The organism is Lentibacillus sp. Marseille-P4043 (assembly GCF_900258515.1).
Lineage (GTDB): Bacteria > Bacillota > Bacilli > Bacillales > Amphibacillaceae > Lentibacillus_C.
Genome location: NZ_LT984884.1, coordinates 1,974,131 through 1,999,336 on the forward strand (window position 1 = coordinate 1,974,131; position 25,206 = coordinate 1,999,336).

Annotated in this window: 26 protein-coding genes; 25 read left to right on the forward strand and 1 reads right to left on the reverse strand. The window is 38.7% G+C overall.

Going from position 1 to position 25,206, the window contains the following annotated elements; genetic code table 11:
• Positions 1–4 precede the first annotated feature (4 nt).
• Positions 5–1,180 (forward strand): MDR family MFS transporter, encoded by a 1,176-nt coding sequence (locus C8270_RS09575; protein WP_199794668.1) that lies wholly within the window; start codon positions 5–7, stop codon positions 1,178–1,180.
• A 26-nt stretch (positions 1,181–1,206) separates the two neighbouring features.
• Positions 1,207–1,947 (forward strand): Cof-type HAD-IIB family hydrolase, encoded by a 741-nt coding sequence (locus C8270_RS09580; protein ID WP_106496612.1) that lies wholly within the window; start codon positions 1,207–1,209, stop codon positions 1,945–1,947.
• A 57-nt stretch (positions 1,948–2,004) separates the two neighbouring features.
• Here C8270_RS09580 and C8270_RS19955 read toward each other — a convergent pair whose 3' ends face one another.
• Positions 2,005–2,412 carry a hypothetical protein gene (locus C8270_RS19955; RefSeq protein WP_158701686.1) on the reverse strand — a complete coding sequence of 136 codons (408 nt, stop codon included), beginning with the start codon at positions 2,410–2,412 and terminating at the stop codon, positions 2,005–2,007.
• Positions 2,413–2,676: 264 nt separating this feature from the next.
• Here C8270_RS19955 and C8270_RS09585 point away from each other — a divergent pair, with 264 nt between their 5' ends.
• From C8270_RS09585 to C8270_RS09695, 23 genes are all read left to right on the forward strand, one after another.
• A complete protein-coding gene (locus C8270_RS09585) occupies positions 2,677–2,862 on the forward strand; it encodes a cold-shock protein (protein ID WP_106496613.1) in 186 nt (61 codons plus the stop codon).
• A gap of 370 nt (positions 2,863–3,232) precedes the next feature.
• Positions 3,233–4,756, forward strand: a complete 1,524-nt coding sequence (gene exaC, locus C8270_RS09590; RefSeq protein ID WP_106496614.1) for an acetaldehyde dehydrogenase ExaC — start codon at positions 3,233–3,235, stop codon at positions 4,754–4,756.
• A 151-nt stretch (positions 4,757–4,907) separates the two neighbouring features.
• A complete protein-coding gene (locus C8270_RS09595) occupies positions 4,908–5,261 on the forward strand; it encodes a DUF779 domain-containing protein (protein ID WP_106496615.1) in 354 nt (117 codons plus the stop codon).
• A gap of 205 nt (positions 5,262–5,466) precedes the next feature.
• Positions 5,467–6,501, forward strand: coding sequence for a hypothetical protein (locus C8270_RS09600; RefSeq protein ID WP_234028532.1), 1,035 nt, complete (start codon positions 5,467–5,469; stop codon positions 6,499–6,501).
• Positions 6,502–6,667: 166 nt separating this feature from the next.
• Positions 6,668–7,108 carry an IDEAL domain-containing protein gene (locus tag C8270_RS09605; RefSeq protein ID WP_106496617.1) on the forward strand — a complete coding sequence of 147 codons (441 nt, stop codon included), beginning with the start codon at positions 6,668–6,670 and terminating at the stop codon, positions 7,106–7,108.
• 128 nt (positions 7,109–7,236) lie between these two features.
• Positions 7,237–7,680 (forward strand): IDEAL domain-containing protein, encoded by a 444-nt coding sequence (locus C8270_RS09610; RefSeq protein WP_106496618.1) that lies wholly within the window; start codon positions 7,237–7,239, stop codon positions 7,678–7,680.
• Between the two features lie 306 nt (positions 7,681–7,986).
• Positions 7,987–9,861 (forward strand): OPT family oligopeptide transporter, encoded by a 1,875-nt coding sequence (locus C8270_RS09615; protein ID WP_106496619.1) that lies wholly within the window; start codon positions 7,987–7,989, stop codon positions 9,859–9,861.
• 123 nt (positions 9,862–9,984) lie between these two features.
• Positions 9,985–11,592, forward strand: coding sequence for a gamma-glutamyltransferase family protein (locus C8270_RS09620; RefSeq protein WP_106496620.1), 1,608 nt, complete (start codon positions 9,985–9,987; stop codon positions 11,590–11,592).
• A gap of 134 nt (positions 11,593–11,726) precedes the next feature.
• On the forward strand, positions 11,727–12,293 hold the full coding sequence (locus tag C8270_RS09625; protein WP_106496621.1) for a chromate transporter: 567 nt from the start codon (positions 11,727–11,729) through the stop codon (positions 12,291–12,293).
• Positions 12,290–12,817 (forward strand): chromate transporter, encoded by a 528-nt coding sequence (locus tag C8270_RS09630; RefSeq protein ID WP_106496622.1) that lies wholly within the window; start codon positions 12,290–12,292, stop codon positions 12,815–12,817. Before C8270_RS09625 ends, C8270_RS09630 begins: the two co-directional genes overlap by 4 nt.
• Positions 12,814–13,101 carry a hypothetical protein gene (locus C8270_RS09635; RefSeq protein WP_106496623.1) on the forward strand — a complete coding sequence of 96 codons (288 nt, stop codon included), beginning with the start codon at positions 12,814–12,816 and terminating at the stop codon, positions 13,099–13,101. The genes C8270_RS09630 and C8270_RS09635 overlap by 4 nt, the downstream gene beginning before the upstream one ends.
• Positions 13,102–13,206: 105 nt before the next feature.
• Positions 13,207–13,344, forward strand: a complete 138-nt coding sequence (locus C8270_RS09640) for a paeninodin family lasso peptide (protein ID WP_158701687.1) — start codon at positions 13,207–13,209, stop codon at positions 13,342–13,344.
• A gap of 152 nt (positions 13,345–13,496) precedes the next feature.
• Entirely contained in the window at positions 13,497–14,093 is a 597-nt protein-coding gene (locus C8270_RS09645; protein ID WP_106496625.1) for a hypothetical protein, read from the forward strand.
• Between the two features lie 338 nt (positions 14,094–14,431).
• Positions 14,432–15,196, forward strand: a complete 765-nt coding sequence (locus C8270_RS09650; RefSeq protein WP_106496626.1) for a YveK family protein — start codon at positions 14,432–14,434, stop codon at positions 15,194–15,196.
• Positions 15,159–15,815 (forward strand): CpsD/CapB family tyrosine-protein kinase, encoded by a 657-nt coding sequence (locus C8270_RS09655; protein ID WP_234028533.1) that lies wholly within the window; start codon positions 15,159–15,161, stop codon positions 15,813–15,815. Before C8270_RS09650 ends, C8270_RS09655 begins: the two co-directional genes overlap by 38 nt.
• A gap of 802 nt (positions 15,816–16,617) precedes the next feature.
• Positions 16,618–18,453, forward strand: a complete 1,836-nt coding sequence (locus C8270_RS09660; RefSeq protein WP_106496627.1) for a nucleoside-diphosphate sugar epimerase/dehydratase — start codon at positions 16,618–16,620, stop codon at positions 18,451–18,453.
• A 13-nt stretch (positions 18,454–18,466) separates the two neighbouring features.
• Positions 18,467–19,621, forward strand: coding sequence for a glycosyltransferase family 4 protein (locus C8270_RS09665; protein WP_106496628.1), 1,155 nt, complete (start codon positions 18,467–18,469; stop codon positions 19,619–19,621).
• Positions 19,606–20,724: a glycosyltransferase family 1 protein gene (locus C8270_RS09670; protein WP_106496629.1), complete on the forward strand. Its 1,119-nt coding sequence runs from the start codon at positions 19,606–19,608 to the stop codon at positions 20,722–20,724. The genes C8270_RS09665 and C8270_RS09670 overlap by 16 nt, the downstream gene beginning before the upstream one ends.
• Positions 20,721–21,614, forward strand: coding sequence for a glycosyltransferase family 2 protein (locus C8270_RS09675; RefSeq protein ID WP_106496630.1), 894 nt, complete (start codon positions 20,721–20,723; stop codon positions 21,612–21,614). The genes C8270_RS09670 and C8270_RS09675 overlap by 4 nt, the downstream gene beginning before the upstream one ends.
• A gap of 123 nt (positions 21,615–21,737) precedes the next feature.
• On the forward strand, positions 21,738–22,817 hold the full coding sequence (locus C8270_RS09680; RefSeq protein WP_106496631.1) for an EpsG family protein: 1,080 nt from the start codon (positions 21,738–21,740) through the stop codon (positions 22,815–22,817).
• Between the two features lie 38 nt (positions 22,818–22,855).
• On the forward strand, positions 22,856–23,932 hold the full coding sequence (gene galE / locus C8270_RS09685; protein WP_106496632.1) for a UDP-glucose 4-epimerase GalE: 1,077 nt from the start codon (positions 22,856–22,858) through the stop codon (positions 23,930–23,932).
• Positions 23,933–23,947: 15 nt separating this feature from the next.
• Positions 23,948–24,547 carry a sugar transferase gene (locus C8270_RS09690; RefSeq protein ID WP_325034738.1) on the forward strand — a complete coding sequence of 200 codons (600 nt, stop codon included), beginning with the start codon at positions 23,948–23,950 and terminating at the stop codon, positions 24,545–24,547.
• Positions 24,548–25,180 carry an acetyltransferase gene (locus C8270_RS09695; RefSeq protein WP_106496633.1) on the forward strand — a complete coding sequence of 211 codons (633 nt, stop codon included), beginning with the start codon at positions 24,548–24,550 and terminating at the stop codon, positions 25,178–25,180.
• Positions 25,181–25,206 lie beyond the last annotated feature (26 nt).

A 25,206-nucleotide genomic window follows, 5' to 3' on the forward strand; every position in this document is an offset into this window, starting at 1 on the left:
GGGTGTGCCTAAGTTTATTTGGGTGCTCGTAATTGCGACGACCGTCAATGTTACAGGAGCTTCGTTTTTGTGGCCGCTGAATACGATTTATATGCATAATGAGCTCGGTAAAAGTTTAGCTTTTGCCGGGGTTATTTTAATGTTTAACCAGGCCGCGTCAATCGCTGGTAACTTAATTGGCGGGGTATTATTTGACAAATTCAGTGCGTATAAGACGATCCTTTATGGGACAGGTTTAGCAATGAGTTCGGCGGTTTTTCTATCGTTTAACCATAGCATTTTACCGTATTCCATTTTACTCGTTTTGATTGGATTTGGTACTGGGATTACTTGGCCAGTGATGTTTGCAATGGCGGGTTCAGTATGGCCTGATGGCGGACGCCGGGCGTTTAATGCGATTTATGTAGCCCAAAATTTAGGTGTTGCCCTTGGCGCGACGATCGGTGGTTACGTAGCGAACGTTTCATTTAATTATATCTTCATTGCAAATGCCTCGTTATTTGCGGTATTTTTTATCATTGTGCTCGTTGCGTTTAGAAGTATGGATAACCGGCGTGATCCGCAAATGAATACAACGATCATTGAGCAAAGCGGAAAGATTAAGAACAAATCAGCATTTATCGCGTTAATTATTTTGTGTGGCGGGCTTTTTGTGGCGTGGATTGCGTATAGTCAATGGCAGTCAACGATCGCGTCCCATACACAGGACATTGGAATTCCACTGGATTTATATAGTACACTCTGGGCAATTAATGGATTCCTCATTGTGCTTGGTCAGCCATTGGTAAAATGGATTACGACTAAAATCACATCGCAAAAAAAGCACATTTATATTGGTAACTCCATTTTGTTTATTTCATTTCTAATTGCAATGTTCGCAGAGGAATTCACGATGTTTGCGGTTGCGATGGTTATTTTGACAGTGGGAGAAATGCTAATGTGGCCAGCAGTTCCAACTATCGCCAGTGAGCTTGCACCAAAAGGACGAGCAGGTTTTTACCAAGGATTTGTAAATAGTGTAGCTGCAGCGGGCCGAATGATTGGACCGGTGTTTGGTGGATTGATTGTGGATGTATTTAATATTCAATTGTTATTTTTTGTATTACTTTTTCTCTTGTTCATTCCGTTTTTAACAACCTATTTATATGACCGGGGTGTTCGAGAGACTGAAGTAAGATAAATATTGTGAGCAGGAGTGTGTAAATAATGGAAAAAAAGCATGAAATTAAATTGGTGGCCTTAGATATGGATGGTACTTTATTAACGAGTGAACACAAAATTACGGATCAAACACGTCAAGTGATTAAGAAGGCGTTAGCCAATGATGTGCATGTGGTGTTGAGCACTGGGCGTTGGCTTGGTTCGTGCAAGCCATTTGCCGATTCATTAAATTTGTCGTCCTATTTGGTAACAGTTAATGGTGGTGAAATCTGGACTGTACATAACGAGTTGCTTGAGCGTCACTTAATTGATGCAAAATTGATGGAAATGATGTGGGAATTAGGAGCAGAAAATGAGTTGGCCAGTTGGATGGTTTCCACTGATAATGTATGGTATGACGCTCGTCCGGAAAATTTTTATGATCATGAATGGCTTAAAATTGGCTTTGATTCCCATGATAAAGCCAAATTAGACAGCCTTGTAAAGAAACTTTCCCATCATGAGGAATTAGAGTTAACCAATTCAATGCCAACAAACGTGGAAATTAACCCGATTGGCGTCAATAAGGCAAACGCGCTTGCCTCTGTTTGCGAGCGGATTGGTATCACAATGGATAATGTAATGGCTGTTGGTGATAGTTTAAATGATATCAAAATGATCCAACAAGCCGGAATTGGCGTTGCTATGGGGAATGCACAGGAGGCGGTTAAACAGGCTGCTTATTTTGTGACAGATACAAACAATCAAGATGGAGTTGCAAACGCGATTCGACGATTTGTGCTATAAAAGATTGGAGTGGATTTTCAGCTGAATGCCAGAAAATCCACTTTTTGTATAGGTTGTTTAGATTGTTGCTTCTACACAATAGATATATAATGTGACATAACTATAGAATTGCTCACCGCCGGAATCTTGATCAGGCTGATGTTTTCGCACTCGCGCCGATGTTCTGCTTTCGGGACGATGTTTCACGATTTCGGGTCGATGTTCACGATTTCGGGTCGATGTTTCTACGTTTCGGGTTGATGTTCTCGTTCTTGGGTCGATGTTTCTACGTTTCGGGTTGATGTTCTCGCTCTTGGGTTGATGTTTCCGCGTTTCGGGTTGATGTTCTTGTTCCTGGGTCGATGTTCCGCGTTTCGGGTTGATGTTCTCGCTCTTGGGTTGATGTTTCCGCGTTTCGGGTTGATGTTCTCGTTCTTGGGTCGATGTTTCCGCGTTTCGGGTTGATGTTCTAGCGCTCGGGTTCAACCACTCAACCCACGTTAGAGTGAGAGGAAGCGTCACAAAAAATAACCGTCATTGTGTCGCATTATATATCAACTACGAAATATAAATAGCAGCAAATATTACGAAAAGAGCCTTGTATAAAATCATTATTATTGGTAAATCCTTATTAATGAATGTAACTTTTCCAGGAGATTCAATCAATCTTAACTGGAATGGTTGTCTGCCCTTTCTTTGTGTGCTAGAAAGGAGTATAATAATAAGAGTACCATGAAAGGGGTTGCTATCATGTCATTTTCACGTGGACCTAAAGAACCGGTTCAGGAAGTGGAAACAAATGTCTGGTCTTGTACAAGTGAAGATTGTCAAGGTTGGATGCGTGAGTCGTACAGCTTTAATGAAGAGCCAGAATGTCCGTTATGCCATTCCAAAATGGAGCAGGAAGTTCGCATGCTTCCAGAATTGAAACAATGAATGGATGATTTGCTGAAGCTTTTTCTTAAAGGTTTATAATTTGAAGCAAGCTCTTTTTTTTATGTTCATATATATTTTGTTTGAGATGTCTGTTTTGGCATCTTTTTTATATATCGAAAAGGATCAGCTTCAGCAGCTATAAACAAACTCTATTAATAGGGTTTGTTTTTTTGCCCTTTTTTTGAACTTCAAGATAAAAATTCATTCATTCAAAATATGATAGACGAAGCAAATGGAAAACAAAATATTATCAAATTATTGGAATAATTGCTAATACACTGGTATACTCTAAAATAGATAGTTATATAGCAAGGCATTTCTATCAATCTCTTTGTAAGCGTTACCAAAACATATAAGGAGGAATGAAGTAATGAGATATGCTAACCCGAATACAGAAGGTGCCAAGGTACATTTTAAGGAGCGGTATGATAATTTTATTGGAGGAGAGTACAAGGCACCGGCAAGTGGAAAGTATTTTGAAAATGTGAGTCCTGTTACTGGTAAGGTGTTTTGTGAGATTGCTAGATCGAATAAAGAAGATGTGGAGGCTGCTGTGGAAGCGGCATACGCTGCAAAAGATGCGTGGGGAAAAACATCTGTAGCTGAACGAGCAAATATTTTAAACAAAATTGCAGATCGAATCGAAGAAAATATGGAAATGCTTGCGGTTGCAGAAACGTGGGATAACGGAAAAGCTGTACGGGAACCGCTTGCCGCCGATTTACCATTGGCAGCTGACCATTATCGCTATTTTGCCGGGGCAATCCGCGCACAGGAAGGCGGTATCAGCCAGATTGATAATGATACAGTAGCTTATCATTTCCATGAGCCGCTTGGTGTTGTTGGGCAGATTATTCCATGGAACTTTCCACTTCTAATGGCAACATGGAAACTAGCACCAGCACTTGCTGCAGGGAACTGTGTTGTCTTAAAACCTGCTGAACAGACACCAGCATCGATTCATATATTACTAGACGTGATAAAAGACTTATTGCCTGCAGGTGTTGTTAATGTTGTCAATGGTTTCGGTGTTGAAGCTGGAAAGCCATTAGCAACGAACAGCCGCATCTCTAAAGTGGCCTTCACTGGTGAAACAACGACTGGGCGTTTAATTATGCAATACGCATCTGAAAATATCATTCCGGTAACACTCGAACTTGGTGGAAAGTCACCAAATATTTTCTTTGAAGATGTGATGGATGAAGATGACGGATTTTTGGACAAGGCAATTGAAGGGCTTGTCATGTTTGCACTGAATCAGGGAGAAGTTTGTACCTGTCCATCTCGTGCGCTTGTGCATGAATCGATTTACGACAAATTTATGGAACGGGCAGTTGAACGGGTAAACCAAATTAAGATCGGTCATCCATTAGACACGGAAACAATGATGGGTGCTCAAGCATCACAAGAACAAATGGAAAAAATTAAATCATATTTGGATATTGGAAATCAAGAAGGTGCGGAACTCGTTGTTGGTGGTAATGTGAATCAATTAGCAGATGATGATTTAGCTGATGGTTACTATATTGAGCCGACCATTTTCAAAGGTGATAATAAAATGCGGATTTTCCAAGAAGAAATTTTTGGACCGGTTCTATCCGTTGCAACGTTTAAGGACAAAGAAGAGGCAATGGAAATCGCCAATGACACATTGTACGGTTTGGGTGCTGGCGTGTGGACGCGGAATATTAATACCGCATATCGCTTTGGCCGCGGCATTGAAGCTGGTCGGGTCTGGACAAATTGTTACCATCAATATCCAGCACACGCAGCATTTGGCGGCTATAAAAAATCAGGAATCGGTCGAGAAAATCATTTGATGATGCTTGACCACTATCAACAAACGAAAAACTTACTAATAAGCTATAGTGAAGGTCCAGCAGGGCTTTTCTAATAGGTGACGCTTTGTATTACAGGGGGTAGGTGGGTGACAAATTGGTTCATCCACCTTTAAAAATAGGATCAACGTATAAGAAAAACTTCGGTACCCGTTATAGACGAGGCAAATACCGAGTTTTCTCACCATTGTTAATGGAGGTGAAAAAATGGTTGAACGTGTGACGGTTACTGATGAGGCACTGACATTAATTAATACACTAAAAGACATACACGGACCGTTAATGTTTCATCAATCTGGAGGTTGTTGTGATGGAAGTTCGCCAATGTGTTATCCGCGCGATGAGTTTAGGGTTGGTGAATCCGATATTTTACTAGGTGAGATTGGTGATACACCATTTTATATGTCCAAGGATCAATACGAATACTGGAAACATACCCAATTAATTATTGATGCAGTAGATGGACGTGGTGGCATGTTTTCACTAGAAGGTCCTGAAGGGAAGCGATTTTTAACACGATCACGAGTTTTTTCAGACGAAGAGCGAGCGGAATTAACGTAAAATGTAGATGAGCCATGTGGAGAGAAAGTACTCTGCATGGCTTTTGTCTGTAAATGGTGGAACATTGTCTTTTAATTAGGGTATTATTGGAAGTGGATTATTATTAATAGATTTATAGAACCATAACAAATCGAGGTTCACAATTGCCCATTTATGCATAAATTAATCAAGAGGAAGTAATTAAATAAGAAGGATGTGTTTTTCTTTGTCGCAAAAAGCGTATTATTATGTTTATGGTCATACAGCGTCAGGGTTACAAGATTTTTTGCCGTCTAACGTAACCAACATAAAGCATGTTTTTGCTTTAAACCATCCATCGCTGAAAGTTAAGACTGCAGTAATGAAACAATTTATTAATCGCCATGAAAATCAGGCAAACCTGGAAATTATAAAAAGTGTTCATGGGGAGGACTACTTAGATGGTGTGATTGTGCGCGATGAGTCTGTTGCAGTAATTGCAGAACCCAATCCAAACATTGATAACGTAGCACATGTTGATTTAAAAAAATACTATGAAGTGAAAAACATTGATGATCGTCTTTTAGATAAAGAAAAGTCAGCCATCGAAGCAGCCTATAAAAACTTCGCTACCGGTTTAAAAGTCCATGACAATCTAGAGGAAATTTACATCAACCAAATGGATTTTAACCGTGCCGATCAACTTGCGCTTGAATTTATTGATGATCTCCTAAAGTCTCAGCCGAAACGAGAAAAGGGAGGATACATCTATCGCCGCCTTTTTGGTACAAATACATCTGATGGTGTAGTAAATGTTGTCCCAGAGATTGTTGAAACTATTGCCAATGTATATTTTATCAAAGGTCGTGCAGGAACAGGGAAGTCAATTTTTATGAAGAAAATAGCAAAAGCATGCACAGATCTCGGCTTGGATATTGAATTGTACCACTGCAGTTTTGATCCAAATAGTATTGACATGGTACTTGTTCGGGAACTTGATTTTTGTATATTTGATAGCACTGATCCACATGAATTTTTTCCACAACGCGACGGCGATCAAATTATTGACTTGTACGAGAAGCTGGTTGCACCTGGAACGGATGAAAAGTATGCGGAAGAAATTAACAAAACGAACAGCACCTATAAATCGTACATGAAACAGGGAATTGAAAATTTAAAGAAGGCGGGAAGTTACCGGAAGCAAATTGAGTCAGCATATACGCAACCAGATGAAAAAGAGTTGCATAAAATTGTAGAAAGTGTTGTTATGGGGCTTTATTAATACATCAATGCCAGCTATTTTTAAGTAGCTGGCATTTGCTAAAACCAGACGGGAAAAATCATTAAAATGAAACGTTCCCAAATTTTACCCTTGCAATCCATTTAAAAATCTTGTAAAATTAGTTAACTGAAAATTATGAGTATAATTAAAATTAGGAGGTGGTTGGATGGTCACTGTTAAAATGTTAAAGCCTTACTATATAAAAGCAGATGATGATTATGTACGTGTGATTTTAGCGTATCAGTATTTCGCAATTGTTATTCATGATCAACTGTATCATTTTGTTCCAGTTGAGGCAAAAGAAATTCGGATTAACCGCCGAACACAAAAAGTAGATAATATTGAGGATAAATTTGCATTCCAAAAAGGCAAGGACATCATCCACATTGCTATGACTGAACTAATATCCCTTCCTGATTTCTTGATTCAGATTCGTAAAATTGCACAACCGTATTATCATAAAGAATTAAAAAGTAAAAACACACACAAAAATGAAATCGCTATCATTATTGATGAATTGGAACAGAATAATATAATGCGATTAATTGACAAGGCTCTCGATGAACGAAATCAACAGGCATTTTATTCGCTGACAAAATGGTTATAATCAACTGGGCAGAGACATTCTAACGAGTGTCTCTATTTTTTTCAAAAATTGAGGTTTATTTCTTTTAACTCAGGGTATTGTAATAGTAATATTTTTCGCACATTTCAAAAAGGAGTTGGGTTAATTATATGGTAACTGTAAAGGAATTGAAACCGTACCATATTAAAGTGGATAAAGATTATGTCCATGTGATTTTAGCATATAACTATTTTGCGGTATGTGTTGACGAGGAAGTATATGAATTCGTTCCAGTTAAGGCCAAGGAGATTAAAGTTGATCGCAAAACAAAACGAATCAAAAATATGGGGGATACATTTGCCTTTCAAAAAGGGAAAAGCATTATCCAATTCACAATGGCTGATCTAATATATCTTCCGGAATTTTTGATTCAGCTACACACCATTGCTGGTCCGTATTATATAGGGGACGAAAATAAAACGGCAATAGACACAAACATGGATAATCAAGCAATTATGGATGAATTAGAACAACAAAATATAAAAAGGTTGATTGATAAAGCGTTAGATGAGAACGATGAGGATGCATTTTATTCATTAGTTAAATTACTCTAAATTAAAGCAAATCCATTACGGGTTTGTTTTTTTTGTGGGGAGTAATATCTTAATAGTAAAAATATCCGATTTGCTTTGTAAAAATCAAAGATCTGTTTAAACTAATAAGTGTATGTGGCTGTGACGTTAGTTCCTTTTCTGATTTCGATAATATTCTTCCTAATAAAAATAATTTGTGATAGTATTGAAAACACTTGAAATAGGGTGCATGCTTGTAGACTTTACTACTGTTAATTGTCGAAAACTTGTAATAATTTAAGAGCACTTTATTTTATCCAACTAGAAACGCATAAGGAAGGTGTTACAATGGCAAAAAAGGAAACAAATAATTCAGGCTTCAAACCATATGTTCCTGCTTCAGAAAAACGGCCTGAATTTACGGTTACAGCAATGATTATCGGTGCTGTCTTGGCAATTGTTTTTGGTGCAGCCAACGCGTATTTAGGTCTGATCGTAGGGATGACTGTTTCCGCATCGATTCCAGCGGCAGTTATTTCGATGGCAATTTTACGGGTTATCATGAAGCGGACATCTATTCTAGAAAACAATATTGTACAAACCATCACTTCAACTGGTGAATCACTAGCTGCTGGGGTTATTTTTACATTGCCGGCTTTATTTATATGGCAGCTTCAGCCTAGTTTGACTACAATTGCAATTATTGCCTTAGCAGGTGGGATTTTAGGTGTTGTATTGATGATTCCATTGCGCCGGGCATTAATTGTTAATGAGCATGATACACTCCCATATCCAGAAGGTACGGCATGTGCTGAGGTGCTTGTTGCTGGTGAAGAAGGTGGAAAAGGGGCAAAATTAATTTTTGGCGGACTTGGTATAGGTGCACTATTTAAATTTCTAACAGATGCAGTCAAAGCTTTTCCGTCTGAGATTGAATGGGAAATTTATAAATTCAAAAATGCAGCGATTGGGATGGATATACTTCCTTCATTGTTAGGGGTTGGATTTATCATTGGTCCGCGTATTGCTGCATTTATGCTTGCAGGTGGTGTACTTGGCTGGTTGGGAATTATTCCATTAATCAGTTATATCGGTGATTTTGCCAATACTGCTATATATCCTGCTGAAGTACCAATCAGTGAAATGAATTTCCATGACATTTGGGGAAATTACTTGCGCTATATTGGTGCTGGTGCAGTAGCATTTGGTGGAATTGTTGGTCTTGTTAAAACATTGCCGACGGTCGTTGCATCATTTACTGGTGCTGTAAAAGGTTATAAAGACGCCAATGATACGGAAGATTTACGAACGGATAAAGACATTCCAATGTCCGCCATCGTTATTTTAACAATTGTGTTTATCGGGATTTTAATTTTCTTCCCACATATTGAAATTGGTATAATCGGAGCGATCTTGTTACTTATTTTTGGATTTTTCTTCGTAACAGTTTCATCGCGAATTGTTGGAATTGTTGGTAGCTCATCAAATCCTGTCTCCGGACTAACGATTGGGGCACTTATTTTTATTTCCCTCATTTTGGGTGTTGTTGGACAAAGTGGACAAGCTGGTATGGTCACAGCAATTATCATAGGTGCTGTCGTTTGTATTGCCGCAGCAATTGCTGGGGATACATCACAGGATTTAAAAACCGGCTACATCGTGGGTTCAACGCCAAAGTGGCAGCAAATTGCTCAACTTTATGGGGTGCTCGTCACAAGTATCGTAATCGGATTTATTCTGGTTTTGCTAGATAATGCGTATGGATTTGGTTCTTCTGAGTTGCCAGCACCACAGGCGGTCTTGATGTCGATGATCGTTGAAGGAATTATGCATGGGGACTTACCTTGGAACTTAATTTTTATTGGTATGGCGATTGCGGCTGTAGTTGAATTATTTGGGATTGGCTCCCTGCCATTTGCAGTTGGTCTTTACCTTCCAATTCATTTGACAACACCGATTATGCTTGGTGGAGTTATCCGCGGCATCATTACACGCCGTACGAAAAACAAAGAAGCTTTAAAAGAGAAAAGCGAACGTGGGATCCTACTTGCATCAGGATACATTGCTGGTGAGGCACTGATGGGAGTCATTGTCGCACTGGTTGTGACTGCAGGTGTAACATTGCCGAATGATACGATCTTTGGACCAATTGCTTCGATTATCGCAATGGCGGCCGTTACCTTGTATCTGTACTATATAGTAAGTAAACGAACAGGTGAATAGGAAAAATGAAAAGTCATCTCTTATAAGTAGAGATGGCTTTTTTGATGGTTTAAAATATTCATGAATAGTCAGATATGATATAATTTTCCTTATTATTACTTTTCAAAATAGGGGGAAATCATCATGAAGGTAGACAGCCTATACAATCCGTATCCATCCCAGCGCATGACAACGTATAGCAAGAATGGGATGGTAGCAACGTCACAGCCACTTGCTGCAGAGGCTGGTCGTGATATATTGAAACAGGGCGGAAATGCAGTAGATGCGGCAATTGCGACAGCAGCGTGTTTAACCGTTGTAGAGCCAACGTCAAATGGAATTGGCGGTGACGCATTTGCAATTGTTTGGATGAAGGATAAATTATACGGGATAAACGGAAGCGGACCATCGCCGAAATCCATTTCAATTGATGCTGTAAAAGATCTTGGATATGAGGAAATCCCAACATATGGGTTTGTACCTGTTACAGTTCCCGGTGTGCCTGCAACATGGGCGGCACTATCCGATCGCTTTGGAAAATTATCATTAAGGGAAGTGCTACAACCGGCAATTGAATATGCACGGAATGGGTTTGCAATTACACCGGTTTTAGGGAGGTACTGGAAAAGGGCGTATGACATTTTTAGTGAGCGCTTAACTAGTGAAGAATATGTATACTGGTTTGAAACATTTGCTAAAAACGGAGCACCGCAAATAGGTAATGTTTGGAAATCAGAGGATCATGCCCATACACTTGAGGAAATTGGTGATACGAATGCAAAGTCTTTTTACCATGGTGCTTTAGCTGAAGAAATTGTAGCATTTTCTAAAAAATATAATGGTTTTTTAACAGCAGAAGACTTAGCGAGCTTTCAGGTAGAATGGGTGGATCCTGTAGCCGTTCATTATCGTGGTTATGATGTCTGGGAAATTCCACCAAATGGGCAAGGAATTGCAGCACTAATGGCGTTAAATATTGCTAAAGGATTTGATTTTACCGAAAAAGAAACAGTCGATACATATCATAAACAAATTGAGGCAATGAAATTAGCATTTGCTGATGGTTTTAAACATATTACAGAAGAGAAAAGCATGCATGTCGCTACTGAAGATCTATTAAATGAAGCCTATGCTGATGCAAGACGTAAGCTTATTGGCGAAAAGGCATTACAACCAGAAGCAGAGGAACCCCCTCGTGGTGGAACTGTTTATTTAGCTACAGCAGATGGCGATGGAAATATGGTATCATTCATTCAGAGTAACTATATGGGATTTGGTTCTGGACTTGTTGTACCAGGAACAGGTATTGCCTTGCAAAATCGAGGGAAGAATTTTTCCATGGATCCCAACCACGTGAACAAATTGGCGGGTGGAAAAAAAGCATTTAACACAATTATTCCTGGGTTTTTAACAAGGGCTAACGAAGCAGTGGGTCCATTTGGTGTAATGGGTGGATACATGCAACCACAGGGGCATCTACAGGTCGTAATGAATACAGTTGATTTTGGCTTAAATCCTCAGACGGCACTGGATGCACCAAGATGGCAATGGATGAATGACAAAACTATTATGCTCGAACCTGGATTCCCCTTGCATATTGCCCAAGCTTTGGAAAGAAAAGGCCATGTCGTAAAGTACGCTAGCGATAATGGCGGCTTTGGCCGAGGTCAGATTATTTGGCGAAACCCAGAAACTGGTGTGTTAATGGGCGGAACAGAAAGCAGGACAGACGGAAGTATTGCTGTATTTTAGAGTGGGACATGGGGACAGGTTTGTTGTCCCAGTGGCGTTATTAGGCGGGATACGGGGATACGTGTGGGACGGATGACCTGTCCCTGTGTCCCGCATGTAAATATCGCAATATGAATTAGAAAGGGGTATTCCTCTTGCAACAACAGTGGAACTTATTTATAGCTTTTTTCCGGGTGGGTATGCTCGGTTATGGTGGGGGGCCGGGATCCATTCCGTTAATACATAAAGAAGTAGTTGATAAATATAAGTGGATGAGCGGCGAGGAATTTGGTGATTTATTGGCATTGGCGAATACGCTTCCCGGTCCGATCGCAACAAAATTAGCAGGTTATATTGGACATCGGGTTGCGGGTTTTTGGGGTATGCTTAATGGTGTTATTGCCTCAATTTTACCGACAATTGTTCTGATGATTGTGTTGCTTTCCTCCTTGTCGAGTATTAAAGATGTCTCATGGGTTGAGGGGATGACGGCAGCGGTTATTCCAGTAGTCGCGATGATGCTGGCTGTACTTACCTGGCAATTTTTCGATAAAGCAAGAAAAGGTATGGGCTGGACAAAAACCCTGATCATGACGGCGGTTTTGTTTATACTGTATTATGTTGTCCATGTACACCCAGGTATTTTAATTGGAGCTCTACTGCTTATTGCCTTATTCAAAAAGGATAAAACTTCTGCAAATAAAGAAGGGAGTCCATCATGAAGTATTGGCACATATTTTTGGCATTTTTTATTCCTGGCATTCTTGGTTATGGTGGTGGCCCTGCCTCGATTCCGCTTGTTGAAAATGAAGTTGTTCGCCGTTATGGGTGGATGACGGTTCAAGAATTTAGTGAAATGTTGGCGCTTGCTAATTCACTTCCCGGACCGATTGCTACGAAACTTGCTGGATACATTGGTTATGCAGAAGGGGGAATTCTAGGATCAGTTATTGGGGTATTCGCCGCTGTTGCACCGTCACTTATCATTATGATTTTATTGCTAGGTGTCTTATATAAATACAAAGATTCGCCAAAAGTAAAACGCCTAACACTGTACGTTCGCCCGGTAATTGCTATTTTACTCGGTGTGATGGCATGGCGATTTTTCCAAACATCATACGAAGGGATAGGCTTGTGGCAAGTGCTGTTAATTACTGCATCGAGTTACTTACTGATTGAGCGAATGAAAGTACATCCGGCATTTGTAATTGGTATCACACTCGTGTATGGCGCAATCTTTTTATGAAGACACTTGTGGTGCGGGCGCCAATCCGATTTCAGAGGATTGGCGTTCGAAACATCGGCGCGAGAAGCGAAACATCGGCGCGAGAAGCAAAACATCGGCGCGAGAAGCAAAACATCGGCGCGAGAAGCAAAACATCGGCGCGAGAAGCAAAACATCGGCGCGAGAAGCAAAACATCGGCGCGAGAAGCAAAACATCAACAACGAAAACAACAACCCGAGCGCGAAAAGCCTCACTGAACCTCAACAGTGTTCAGGTTATCATACTCCAAGTGGATGTGTCATAAAAAGAATATTGACAATTCTAATAAGGGACATTAGTATATAGTCATAGTCATGTTCTTTATTAAGCACAAAAGTGAGTTTATTAATAAATGAATGGTGGTGAACAGATGAATAAAAAGGTATGGGAAAAGCCGGTCATTGACGTGCTTGATGTCAACTTGACGATGAAAAATCATGATGATAAACCAGAGGATCCAGGTAATGGCGAAGACTCTGGTGGTGATCCAGGCGGTTTAGATAGCTAAATGTTTGTTTTACTTTAAAAAAGTTTTATAGGGTTAAGGTATAAGAAAAAACACCAATACCCGCTATCGATGAGGCCCGATGTTAATGCCCTTATACAATAAGGTATAGGGGCAAGAATTATTTATTTGCCATATTATAAGGTGGTAATCGTATGTATGAATTGGTCAAAACATTTAAACAGCAAAAAGCCTTTGAGCGAACGTGGGAATTTTTTTGCGAAAAATATAAGTGGTACAATGACCCTTATGCAAAAAACGGAATTAGATATAATTTATTCGTGCGGCAATTCGTAAAGAAAAAAGTAATAGGCACAATTGAGTTTATCCCGTATGATCCAAAAAACCCTAATAGTACAGTGGAAGGTCCGAAAAAAGCAAACTTCTCACAGTACAATCAAATTATGCTTCACCAAAAACAAACATGGGAAATTGATAAGCTTTGTATTCATGAAAATTATCAACGGCAAGGTCAATTTCCATATTTTATGGATATTTTTGCGGATCATATAAATGAACACATTCCGAAATATTATTTGGCATTAATTGAAAAGAAATTTTATCGAATGCTCCGCCTCGCACTTGGATCAGCAGTCGAACAAAGAGGAGAAGCACTTATCGGACCGAAAACGATTTTGATTCCAGTGGTTGTTGATGTCAAGATGGTCATACAAAATGGAGGAGTCAAAAGAGAACGGTTTGGTAAAAAAACACCGCGTATTTTGCATGAAAAAAGCAGTGCCATTCTTTAGCTGAGAAGAAAAAGCAGGAACAAAAGCTGCTTTATAGATTAGTAACTCCCCCACAAAAATCTTAAAAAAATACATAAAAAAAGTTGACACGTTCGTTATAATGAACTAAAATAACCAGTAACGAGATATCATCAACCTTTTAGTGTGAATGTTAATATGCCTAATGGAAGCTAATATCGAGAGGGCTGGTGTAGATATTTAGAAGATGACTGTTCGCTAAAAGATTATTATTTGTGAAGAATTATTTATGCGTATGTTTCTTGCTATATTTTTTTAGTGAAGTGTTCGTTATAAAGAATTAGATTTTGCCCATTTCCATATGAAAATAGGTGATTCAAATGATTAAAGTTAAACAAGATAACCTCACCAAGTATGCAAAAGCGAAGGACATCAATTTAAAAGAATATTATTTAGTAATAAAAAAGCGCATTTGGATTATTATCGTCATTACCATATTGACAACTTTAGCAGGATATTATTATAGCAACATGAATAATACTCCTGTTTACCAAACATCGACAAGAATTATTATTGGTTCAGACAGTGAGTATATGAAGACACTCATGGTTATGATTAAAGATCCAATTATTATGGAGAATGTAAGGAATGAATTAAAAACGGATCGATCATCTGAACAAATAGCAGAACAAATTATGGTAGAAAGAATCGATGAATCGCAGGTAGTTAAAATTTCTGTTACGGATGGTAGTCCTGAAATGGCAGTAAAGATTGCCAATGCAACTGCAGAGATATTTAAACGGGAAATTGTCAAAATTCTGGATTTTAAAGATGTTCAATTATTATCCGAGGCTAAGATGAATCCGAATCCAATCAATGGATCGCAAAATCGAACAATTATCATAGCATTCATCTTTGGTATGATTGTCGGGGTTGGATTGGTGTTTTTACTAGACTCCCTTGATGGAGCAATCCAGCGAGATAGTGAGGTAGAAGACATACTCGGAGTACCAGTATTAGGTACTATTTCGAATATGACTAGGAAAAAGGTAGTGAGTAAAAAAGTAAAAAGAAGAAGGCAAGTATTAGAGCCAGGTGGTGAAGCAATTGATATTAAGGAAAAGAAGGCGGAGGGCTACTATTAAAAAAAATCTTGTTACATATGCCAATCCAGATTCTTTGATTTCGGATCAGTTTCGGGAAATCCGGGCAAATATAAATTTTTTAACTGAAACTAAAAAGAATCGATTATTCATTATAACTTCACCAGATAAAGGAGAAGGGAAATCAACGGTAACAGCGAATCTAGCAGTTTCGATGGCCCAACAAAATGAGAGAATACTATTGATTGATGCTAATTTAAGAGAGCCGACAATGCATGATATTTTTAAAATACCGAATAATGTTGGCTTAACAAATATCCTGTCTGGTAATGCTTCAATGGAAAGTGCAATCCAGCGAACATGGATTAGTAATCTGGAATTATTAACGAGCGGGACGACATTGACCAATCCCGCTGAAGTACTAGGTAATACACGAATAGCAGATTTGTTAAATACGACGGCAAATACATATGACAAGGTGCTAATCGACTCTCCGCCTGTATTAACATCAACAGAAACAAGGGTTTTGGCCAACCATTGTGATGGAGTAGTAATGGTTTTGAATCGCGGAAAAACAGCATTGGAAAACACAGTGGAATCTAGGCGTGTCTTAGAGCTAGCCCGTGCAAAAATAGTGGGGGCAATTATGAATGAAAAATAGTACTGCATATTTTTTTACTTTAACTGTTCTTTATTAAGAATAATATGTACGTTAAAGGATAATGTGTTTGGTGATGTCTCCTTACCATTAGCAATGGAGGTACTCGGTCATGCTGTGGGTTGTAAAAAACCTTAGACACGCGCGTTGTCAGTAGTGTGGTGTGAGGGTGGGTTAGATGCCCATACTTTTAATAAAGCTGTTATGTATGCTGTTTTTTAGAAAGGCTGTTTTCTATAAGATTGATGTTTTGACAAAAAATTCATTGAATGCGATATAAGCCAAAAAAACTAAGACCCATAGATTAATATTTAACGAGACTTTCTATCACCGCAGCCCGTATATACTTCGCTTTCCGCGGGCGGCTGTTGAGCCTCCTCGTGCTATCGCACTGCAGGGTCTCACCTAGGCCTTTCCTCCCGCAGGAGTCTGCGTATATACGGGCTGCTTGTGAGGAAATATATGCATTAATATTTGCCTGTATTCAAGCATCAATAAAATTTTAATAAGATGATAAAGCACAACGCCAGTGAAGGAAATACACGTAGATTCCTTGAAAATACAGATCCATTTTCTGCGTGCGATGTTACGCTCCGGAGCACTCTTTGTCATGCGAGTCTGCGGAAAGCGTAGTGTATTTCCAGAACGATAATCAAACCACCATCCAATCTATGTCATATTCTATTTCAACTGTAAAAATGAATAACAACAAAATATACGAAAAGAGCCTTTTAAAAAAACGTATACATAACAGCTTTATCGTAACACGAAATAGAGAACCGATAAGTGAGAGAGGAGGGAGTAAATGTCATATTGGCAGCGGTTATCTTTTTTTATCATTCTTGATTCATGTATTGTTTTAACAGCACTTGTGATAAGTGAATTTCTAGTTCGTGCAGATATAATGCTATTTTCAATGCCAACAATATTGAGTTCCCTGGCAATTTTATTAGGCTATTTTCTCTCTTCGATGAAGCTTAAACTGTATAAGAAGGCATGGGAATATGCCAGTATAGGGGAATTAGTAATTATTTTTAAAGTTGTATCACTATCGATTTTACCCGCATTATTGCTGCAACAAATCTTTGTTCAGGATATCTACGCAAGGTTACTTGCTGTCACATGGTTGCTTGAAATGATGTTAATCGGCGGTTCACGATTTGTCTGGCGCCTGTATCGCGATTCTATTCTTCTTAAGCCAACGGACAAGAAAAAAACATTAATAATCGGTGCTGGTTCAGCAGGAACGATGGTAGCAAGACAATTGTTGAAAAATAAAACAAGTGATCTTCTACCTGTTGCGTTTATTGATGATAACGCAAAAAAACATCAACTTGATATTTTAGGTATACCTGTCATTGGTGGTGTAAAACAAATTGAGCATATCGTAAAGGAACTTAAGATTGAAAATATAATTATTTCCATTCCCTCACTTAGCCGAAAAGAATTGAATATTATTTTTCAGGAATGTGCAAAAACGAAGGCGAATACAAAAATACTGCCTATGTTGGAAGATTTAGTGACGGGTAAAGTATCGGTTAGTCAATTTCGTGATGTCCGGGTGGAAGATCTCCTGGGAAGAGATCCTGTTGACATGAATATGGAAAGTATCACCGATTGTGTTGCCAATAAAGTAGTGCTAGTAACTGGTGCAGGAGGTTCGATCGGTTCTGAAATATCTAGACAGGTTGCACAATTCAGTCCCAGCCAGATAATTTTACTTGGTCACGGTGAAAACAGTATTTACGCGATTGAATTGGAATTGAAAGAGAGCTTTAAAAATAATCCAGTTGATTTCGTTACGGAGATTGCCGATGTTCAAGACGCGCAGAAGATGATGGTGCTAACCAAAAAATATAAACCAGACGTCATTTATCACGCTGCCGCACATAAACACGTACCACTAATGGAACGAAATCCGGAAGAAGCGGTTAAAAATAATATCATTGGAACGATGAATATCGCCAGGGCAGCTGAGTGGAATAGTGTAAAAACCTTTGTCATGGTTTCGACGGATAAAGCGGTCAATCCAACAAGTGTAATGGGGGCATCGAAAAAACTTGCCGAAATGATTATTCAGGGGATGGATAAAAGCAGCAAGACCAAATTTGTAGCAGTTCGATTTGGCAATGTGTTAGGGAGCCGGGGAAGTGTTATCCCTTTATTCAAAAAGCAAATTGAAAAAGGTGGTCCAGTTACGATAACACATCCAGATATGGTGCGCTACTTTATGACCATCCCCGAGGCATCCAGACTAGTTATGCAAGCAGGTGCATTGGCAAATGGTGGCGAAGTCTTTGTCTTGGATATGGGGGATCCGGTAAGAATAGTAGATCTTGCAAAAAACTTAATCAAATTATCGGGAAATACGCTTGAAGAAATCGGCTTGGAATTTACTGGAGTGAGACCGGGAGAGAAGCTTTTTGAAGAATTGTTAAAAGCTGAGGAGGTACATGACAGGCAGATTTATCCGAAAATTTATATTGGGAAAACAGCGACACTTTATTTGCCTGAGATAGAGGAAATTATCGCAACTTTCGCCGATTTAGATAGGGATACATTAAAAGAAAAACTGTTAAATCTAGCAAACCGTAACAATAATATAATGCATTCGAAGCAGGTTATGTCTGTTTCAAGTTAAAAGGGGGATTCACATGACCAATAACATATTATTTTGTGCAACAGTTGATTACCATTTTAAAGCCTTTCATTTACCTTATATGAAATGGTTTAAGCAGCAAGGATGGAATGTTGACGTTGTAGCATCAGGAAATATCAAGTTACCATACACAGATAATAAATATACGATTCCAATCCAAAGATCCCCCTTTCATCGTTCAAATAGGAAAGCATATATACAACTAAAAACAATTATTGAGCAAAATGATTATTCCATCATCCATTGTCACACACCATTAGGAGGTGTGCTGGCACGTTTAGCAGCAAGACAGGCAAGAAAAAAGGGAACAAAAGTTGTGTATACAGCGCACGGCTTTCACTTCTGTAAAGGTGCGCCATTGCAAAACTGGCTTATGTATTATCCAATTGAAAGATACTTAGCGCACCATACAGATAGCTTAATTACAATTAACAAAGAAGATTATCAATTGGCAAATAAACATCAATTTAAAGCGAATAAGATCGAAAAAATACATGGCGTAGGAGTAGATACAGAGAAATTTAAACCAGTTGAAGAATCGAAAAAAAAGAAATTGAAAAGGTCATTTGGCTATCAAGCTGATGACTTTTTATTATTTTATGCGGCGGAGTTTAACGCGAATAAAAATCAGCAGTTTCTTATTAAAATGTTGGCTAACTTAAAGAAGGATGTTCCAAGAACTAAGCTGATACTTGCGGGAGAAGGCCCTTTATTAGATAGCTGTCAGGAGTTAGCAGGAAAGCTTGGTGTTCAACATATGGTCGACTTCCTAGGTTTTCGCAAAGACATTGATCTTCTATTACCAATGTGCGATGTGGCGGTAGGTTCAAGTATAAGGGAAGGGCTACCCGTTAACATAATGGAAGCAATGGCATGCGGATTGCCTGTTGTAGCAGTGGATAATCGTGGACACCGGGAACTTATTCAAACAAATAAAAATGGGCTGCTACTTGACGACTGGGACACAATCGCATTTTCTAAGCAGCTCAAATCACTTGCTTTACATGCAGATATGAGACATGAATTTGGTCTAAATGGTCGGAATACTATCGAGACGACATACAGTATCAGCAACGTAATGGACGAAAAAATAGCTATTTATCAACCATTCATGACGGAACAGGAGGAACCAATGTGGGCGGTCCAATAAGAGTATTACATGTGGTTGTCAATATGAACCGGGGTGGTGCGGAAACGCTTATCATGAATTTGTATCGCAACATCGACCGTACAAAAGTTCAATTTGATTTTCTGACATGCAAAGCAGGTGTTTTTGATTCAGAAATTAGACAATTGGGTGGAAATGTGTATCGAATTCCATATGTTACCGATGTTGGGCACAGCGGCTATATTCGTGCATTGAAGCAATTTCTAACGGCAAATAGAGAATATAAAATCATTCATTCCCACATGGATAAAATGAGTGGGTTCGTTCTTCAGGCAGCAAAGAAAGTAAATATACCAATTCGAATCGCCCATAGCCATAATACGGAAAGTGAGGGAAGGTTAGCCCAGAAGGCATATAAGTGCTTTGCGGGTGGCTATGTCACATCATCGGCAACGCATTTATATGCTTGCTCACATGCGGCAGCAAATTGGCTGTTTGGTGAAAAATCCAAACAAGCATTTATTTTAAAAAACGGTATTGAAGCTGATAAATTCCAGTATTCACAAAACATTAGGGAAAAAATGAGAAGAGAGCTGAAGATTAACGATGATTGTTTCGTTTTGGGACATGTAGGAAGGTTTACACAGCAAAAAAATCATCACTTTTTATTGGATATATTTGTTTCGTTAAATAAAGAAGTACCGAATTCCATTTTATTACTAGTTGGTGATGGTCCACTAAAACCAAAGATTATTGAAAGAATAGAGAAATTAAAGCTAACGGATAACGTCAAGCTTGTTGGGATTAGGGAAGATATTGATCAACTGTTACAAGCTTTTGATCTGTTTCTATTTCCTTCGTTACATGAAGGCTTACCAGTAACGTTAATTGAAGCTCAAGGTGCTGGGCTACCGTGTGTGATTGCGGATACGATTACAAACGAGGTCGATCTAGGGATTCATTTAGTGCAGCATCTTCCCTTGGCAGATAAAGCGATTTGGTTGAAGCAAATTATTCATCTAGCAAATGAAAAACGATCTAGAACAATCAAGCAAGAAGCGCTGGCATTGAAGGGCTATGATATTAGAAAAACTGCAAAGCAAACAGAAGCATCCTATTTATCCTTGGGAGCACAAGTTACATGAAGCAGATAACGGTATTTACTCCAACCTATAATCGTGCATATTGCTTGCATCATTGTTATGAGAGCCTGAAGCGGCAAACGTGCAACGACTTTATTTGGCTGATTATTGATGATGGTTCTACCGATCATACAAAAGAGCTCGTTGATACGTGGATAATGGAAAATCACATTGAAATAAGCTATCAATGGCAACAAAACCAGGGAATGCACGGCGCACACAATACAGCATATGAACAAATACAGACAGAATTAAATGTTTGTATCGATTCGGATGATTATATGCCAGATGATGCGATTGAGAAAATACTTACATGCTGGAACAAATATGGCAGTAATAAAGTAAGCGGCATCATTGGTCTCGATGCAGATCATCATAAGCAAATTATTGGAACCAAGTTACCAGAGGATAGGAAACAATCAACCTTGTTCGATTTGTATTACAAACGTCATGTAACAGGGGATAAAAAACTCGTCTATCGTTCGGATTTAACAAAAGAATATCCATACCCTATTTTCGCTAGAGAAAAATATGTGGGGTTGGCGTATAAGTATTACATGCTTGATCAGGATTATGAAATGATCTTGATGAATGAAATCTTATGTTGTGTGGAGTACCTTCCCGATGGATCGTCACGAAATATGCTCAAGCAGTATCGAAAGAATCCAAAGGGGTTTTCCTTTTATCGTAAAGAGTTGATGAAATTACCGTTTGCCAGTATTTCATTTAAGTTCCGTCAAGCAATCCATTATGTTTCCAGTAGTTTATTAAGCAATAACGGGAGCTTTTTAAAGGAAACACCGAGTAAAATGTTGACGATTCTGGCCCTGCCAATTGGATACATGTTATTTCGATATATTAAATCAAGAACAAAAGCGGAAGCGCCCATTTAGCGCTGGAGCTAGACATAGCTCACTATGTCTAAAAACAAATTAGAGCTAAATTTTATGCTTTCTTTAGTAAAAGCAATAGATGCTCATGTGCCGTAATTTTCTTCATTGAAAGGGTTCGTTTAAATGACTTTACTTTGGCTAAGCCTTGCTTTTGCATTTAGTTTTTCGTTGTTTGCTAGATATTTTTCCATTTCTGTCCTCACAACAACAGGTTCACTTATCTCGGTAAAGCCGAACAAGCTATTACTCTTCTTTGCCATTGCAACAATCGTAATCGTTTCTGGTTTGCGGTCCAATATTGGCGATACATTCAATTATATCGACATGTATGAGGAAAATACGTTTACATGGGACTATATACTGTCGCAAAAAGATATCGGATTTGGGATTTTACAAATGTTCTTGAAAAATTATGTATCACAGGATCCACAAATTATGATTTTTACATCAGCACTAATCACAAATCTACTAATTATTCTAGTTTTAAATAACTATTCGCGAATAATTGAATTAAGTATTTATGTGTATATAACAGGTGGCTTATTTTTAATATCGATGAATGGGATTAGGCAAGTGCTAGCGGCAGCGATTGCTTTTACAGCACTCAAATTTTTAATGGAAAGAAGCTTCGTAAGGTATGCATTCATTATTGTTCTATCGTCCTTCTTTCATCAAAGTGCATTAATATTACTACCCATTTATTTTTTAGTACGGTTTAGGGCATGGTCTAAAGTAATGGTTGCGCTGGTCCTATTTTCCGTCATCATTATTATTGGCTATGATTATTTTTCTTCATTATTATTCACCATGTTAGAGGACACACAGTACAGTGATTATAATACGTTCAATGAGGGTGGAGCGAATATTATTCGAGTAGCTGTTGGTGCAGTTCCACTCATTGTTGCTTATATTGGAAGGGAAAAATTAAAGCAAATCTTTCCTCAAAGTGATTATATTGTGAATTTAACGTTGCTTGGATTTGTTTTTATGGTAATTGCTACAGAACAATGGATTTTTGCTCGAATATCGATTTATTTTCAGCTCTATCAACTAATTCTTATTTCCTGGCTACCAAAGTTATTTAGGAAAAAGGATCAGAAAATTATCTATTTCGCGATCATCGTTTGTTATCTAGCTTACTATTATTATGAGCATGTCATCAGTTTGGATATTGTTTATCGTAGTGACTACTTATTATGGTGAAAAATCTTCGGGTAGAAAGAAGGGGGATGCTTAATGTAATGGCTATTCTTGTTACGGGTGGTGCTGGCTATATTGGCAGCCATACTTGTGTAGAGCTTCTGCAAAAAGGATATGAGGTCATCATCCTTGATAACTTTTCCAATAGTAATCCAGAAGCTTTAAAGCGGGTTACGGCAATTACAGGCAAAGACTTCAAGACATACAATGCCGACCTATTGGATAAACAAACGATAATTCAAGTATTTTCCGAAAATGAAATTAATGCAGTCATTCATTTTGCAGGCCTTAAGTCAGTTGGTGAATCGGTAGCCATTCCACTCCAGTATTATCAAAATAATATGACAGGTACTGTAAATCTTTGTGAGGTAATGAGTTGGTACGGTGTTAAGAAACTTGTGTTTAGTTCATCTGCTACAGTGTATGGTGCAACAGATAAGGTTCCAATTGATGAAGAAACTACCCTTGGGGCGATTAACCCCTATGGTCGCACCAAACAAATGATTGAAGAAATATTGGGTGATTTATTTCGTTCGGATCAAGCTTGGAGTATCGCAATGTTACGCTATTTTAATCCGATCGGGGCACACCCAAGTGGTTTAATTGGCGAAGACCCAAATGGGATACCGAATAATTTACTACCGTATATTTCACAAGTTGCCGCCGGGAGTAGACAGCGGCTGTCCATATTTGGTGACGATTACGCTACAAAGGATGGAACGGGAGTAAGAGATTATATTCATGTAGTTGATTTGGCAATAGGACACCTACATGCCTTAGAAAAAGTTCAATCCACACAAGGTATCGATGCATTCAATCTGGGTACCGGCAGAGGTTATAGTGTACTTGAAATGGTGCGAGCTTTTGAAAAAGCCTCCATGAAATCAATTCCTTATACGATTGAACGACGACGTCCAGGTGATGCAGCCGTATGCTTTGCCAATCCTGAGAAGGCAAGAAACCAGCTTAATTGGCAAGCAAACAGAGGAATTGATGTCATGTGTGAAGATACGTGGCGATGGCAATATTATAATCCAGTCGGATATAAGGAAACATTTGATAAACAAATCGTAGGTAAAACCCCGCTGCATCAAGCAACGGGTTTTTTAATGCCATAAAAAGGAGTGAAATGCGTGAAACGAATCATGGATGTTGTTATTTCTTTTGTTTTAATCACGATATTTTCTCCGATAATTGTTTTCGTTGCTCTATCTGTAAGGATTGGAATGGGGGCACCTGTATTGTTCAAACAACAAAGACCAGGTTTACATAACCAACTATTTTACCTTTATAAATTTAGGACGATGACGAATCAAATGGAGAAAAATGGTGAGGTGCTACCCGATGAATCCCGATTAACACCGTTTGGAAAATTCCTTAGAAAATACAGTTTGGATGAATTTCCACAACTGCTCAATGTGCTCAAGGGAGAAATGAGTTTGGTAGGACCAAGGCCGTTATTAGTGGAGTATTTACCACTTTATAACGAAGAACAATTGCTGCGCCATACGATAAAGCCTGGGATAACAGGATGGGCTCAAGTAAATGGCCGGAATGCAATTACGTGGGAAGAAAAATTCAAATACGATATTTGGTACGTAAAAAATCGGACCATGTTGATAGATTGCAAGATTTTGCTGCTTACCCTTTTAAAAGTACTGAAAAAAGAGGGGATCAATCATCAAGGTACGATGACGATGGAAAAATTTGCTGGCACGAAAGAAGTACTTTAAATGCAAATCATCATTCTAGGGGATGGTGGACATAGTCGGGTCATACAGGAAATGATTTTTGCAGATAGAAATTATGAGATTGCAGCCATTTTGGATGATAAATATGAACAAGGATTTCAACAAAAGGAAATTATTTATGCCCCCACTTCATTCCTAGTAAAACTATTACGACCAAATATGAAGGTGGTTGTTGCTATTGGTGACAATAAGGCGAGGAAAAAGATCGTTCAACACTTGAAACTGTTACCTAAACATTACTTATCGGTTATTCACCCCACAGCAGTTATTAGTTCATCGGCTGCAATCGGATGTGGAACAGTGATAATGCCTAATGCTGTTATTAATGCCAATGCTGAGGTGGGGATGCATTGTATTGTGAACACTGGTGCGATTGTTGAGCATGATAATACAATTGGCGATTACACCCATGTTTCGCCAAATGCCACATTAACAGGAAATGTATCAGCTGGAGAAGGTGTCCATGTCGGATCATCTGCCACAGTTATACCAGGGAAGCATCTTGGTAGTTGGTCAATTATCGGGGCTGGATCAACTGTTATTGAGCATATTCCAGCATACAGTAAAGCGGTAGGCTGTCCAACACAAATTATTGACAGAATAGTAATGAAATAAGTTGAAAAGTAAGTACCTTTGGGAAA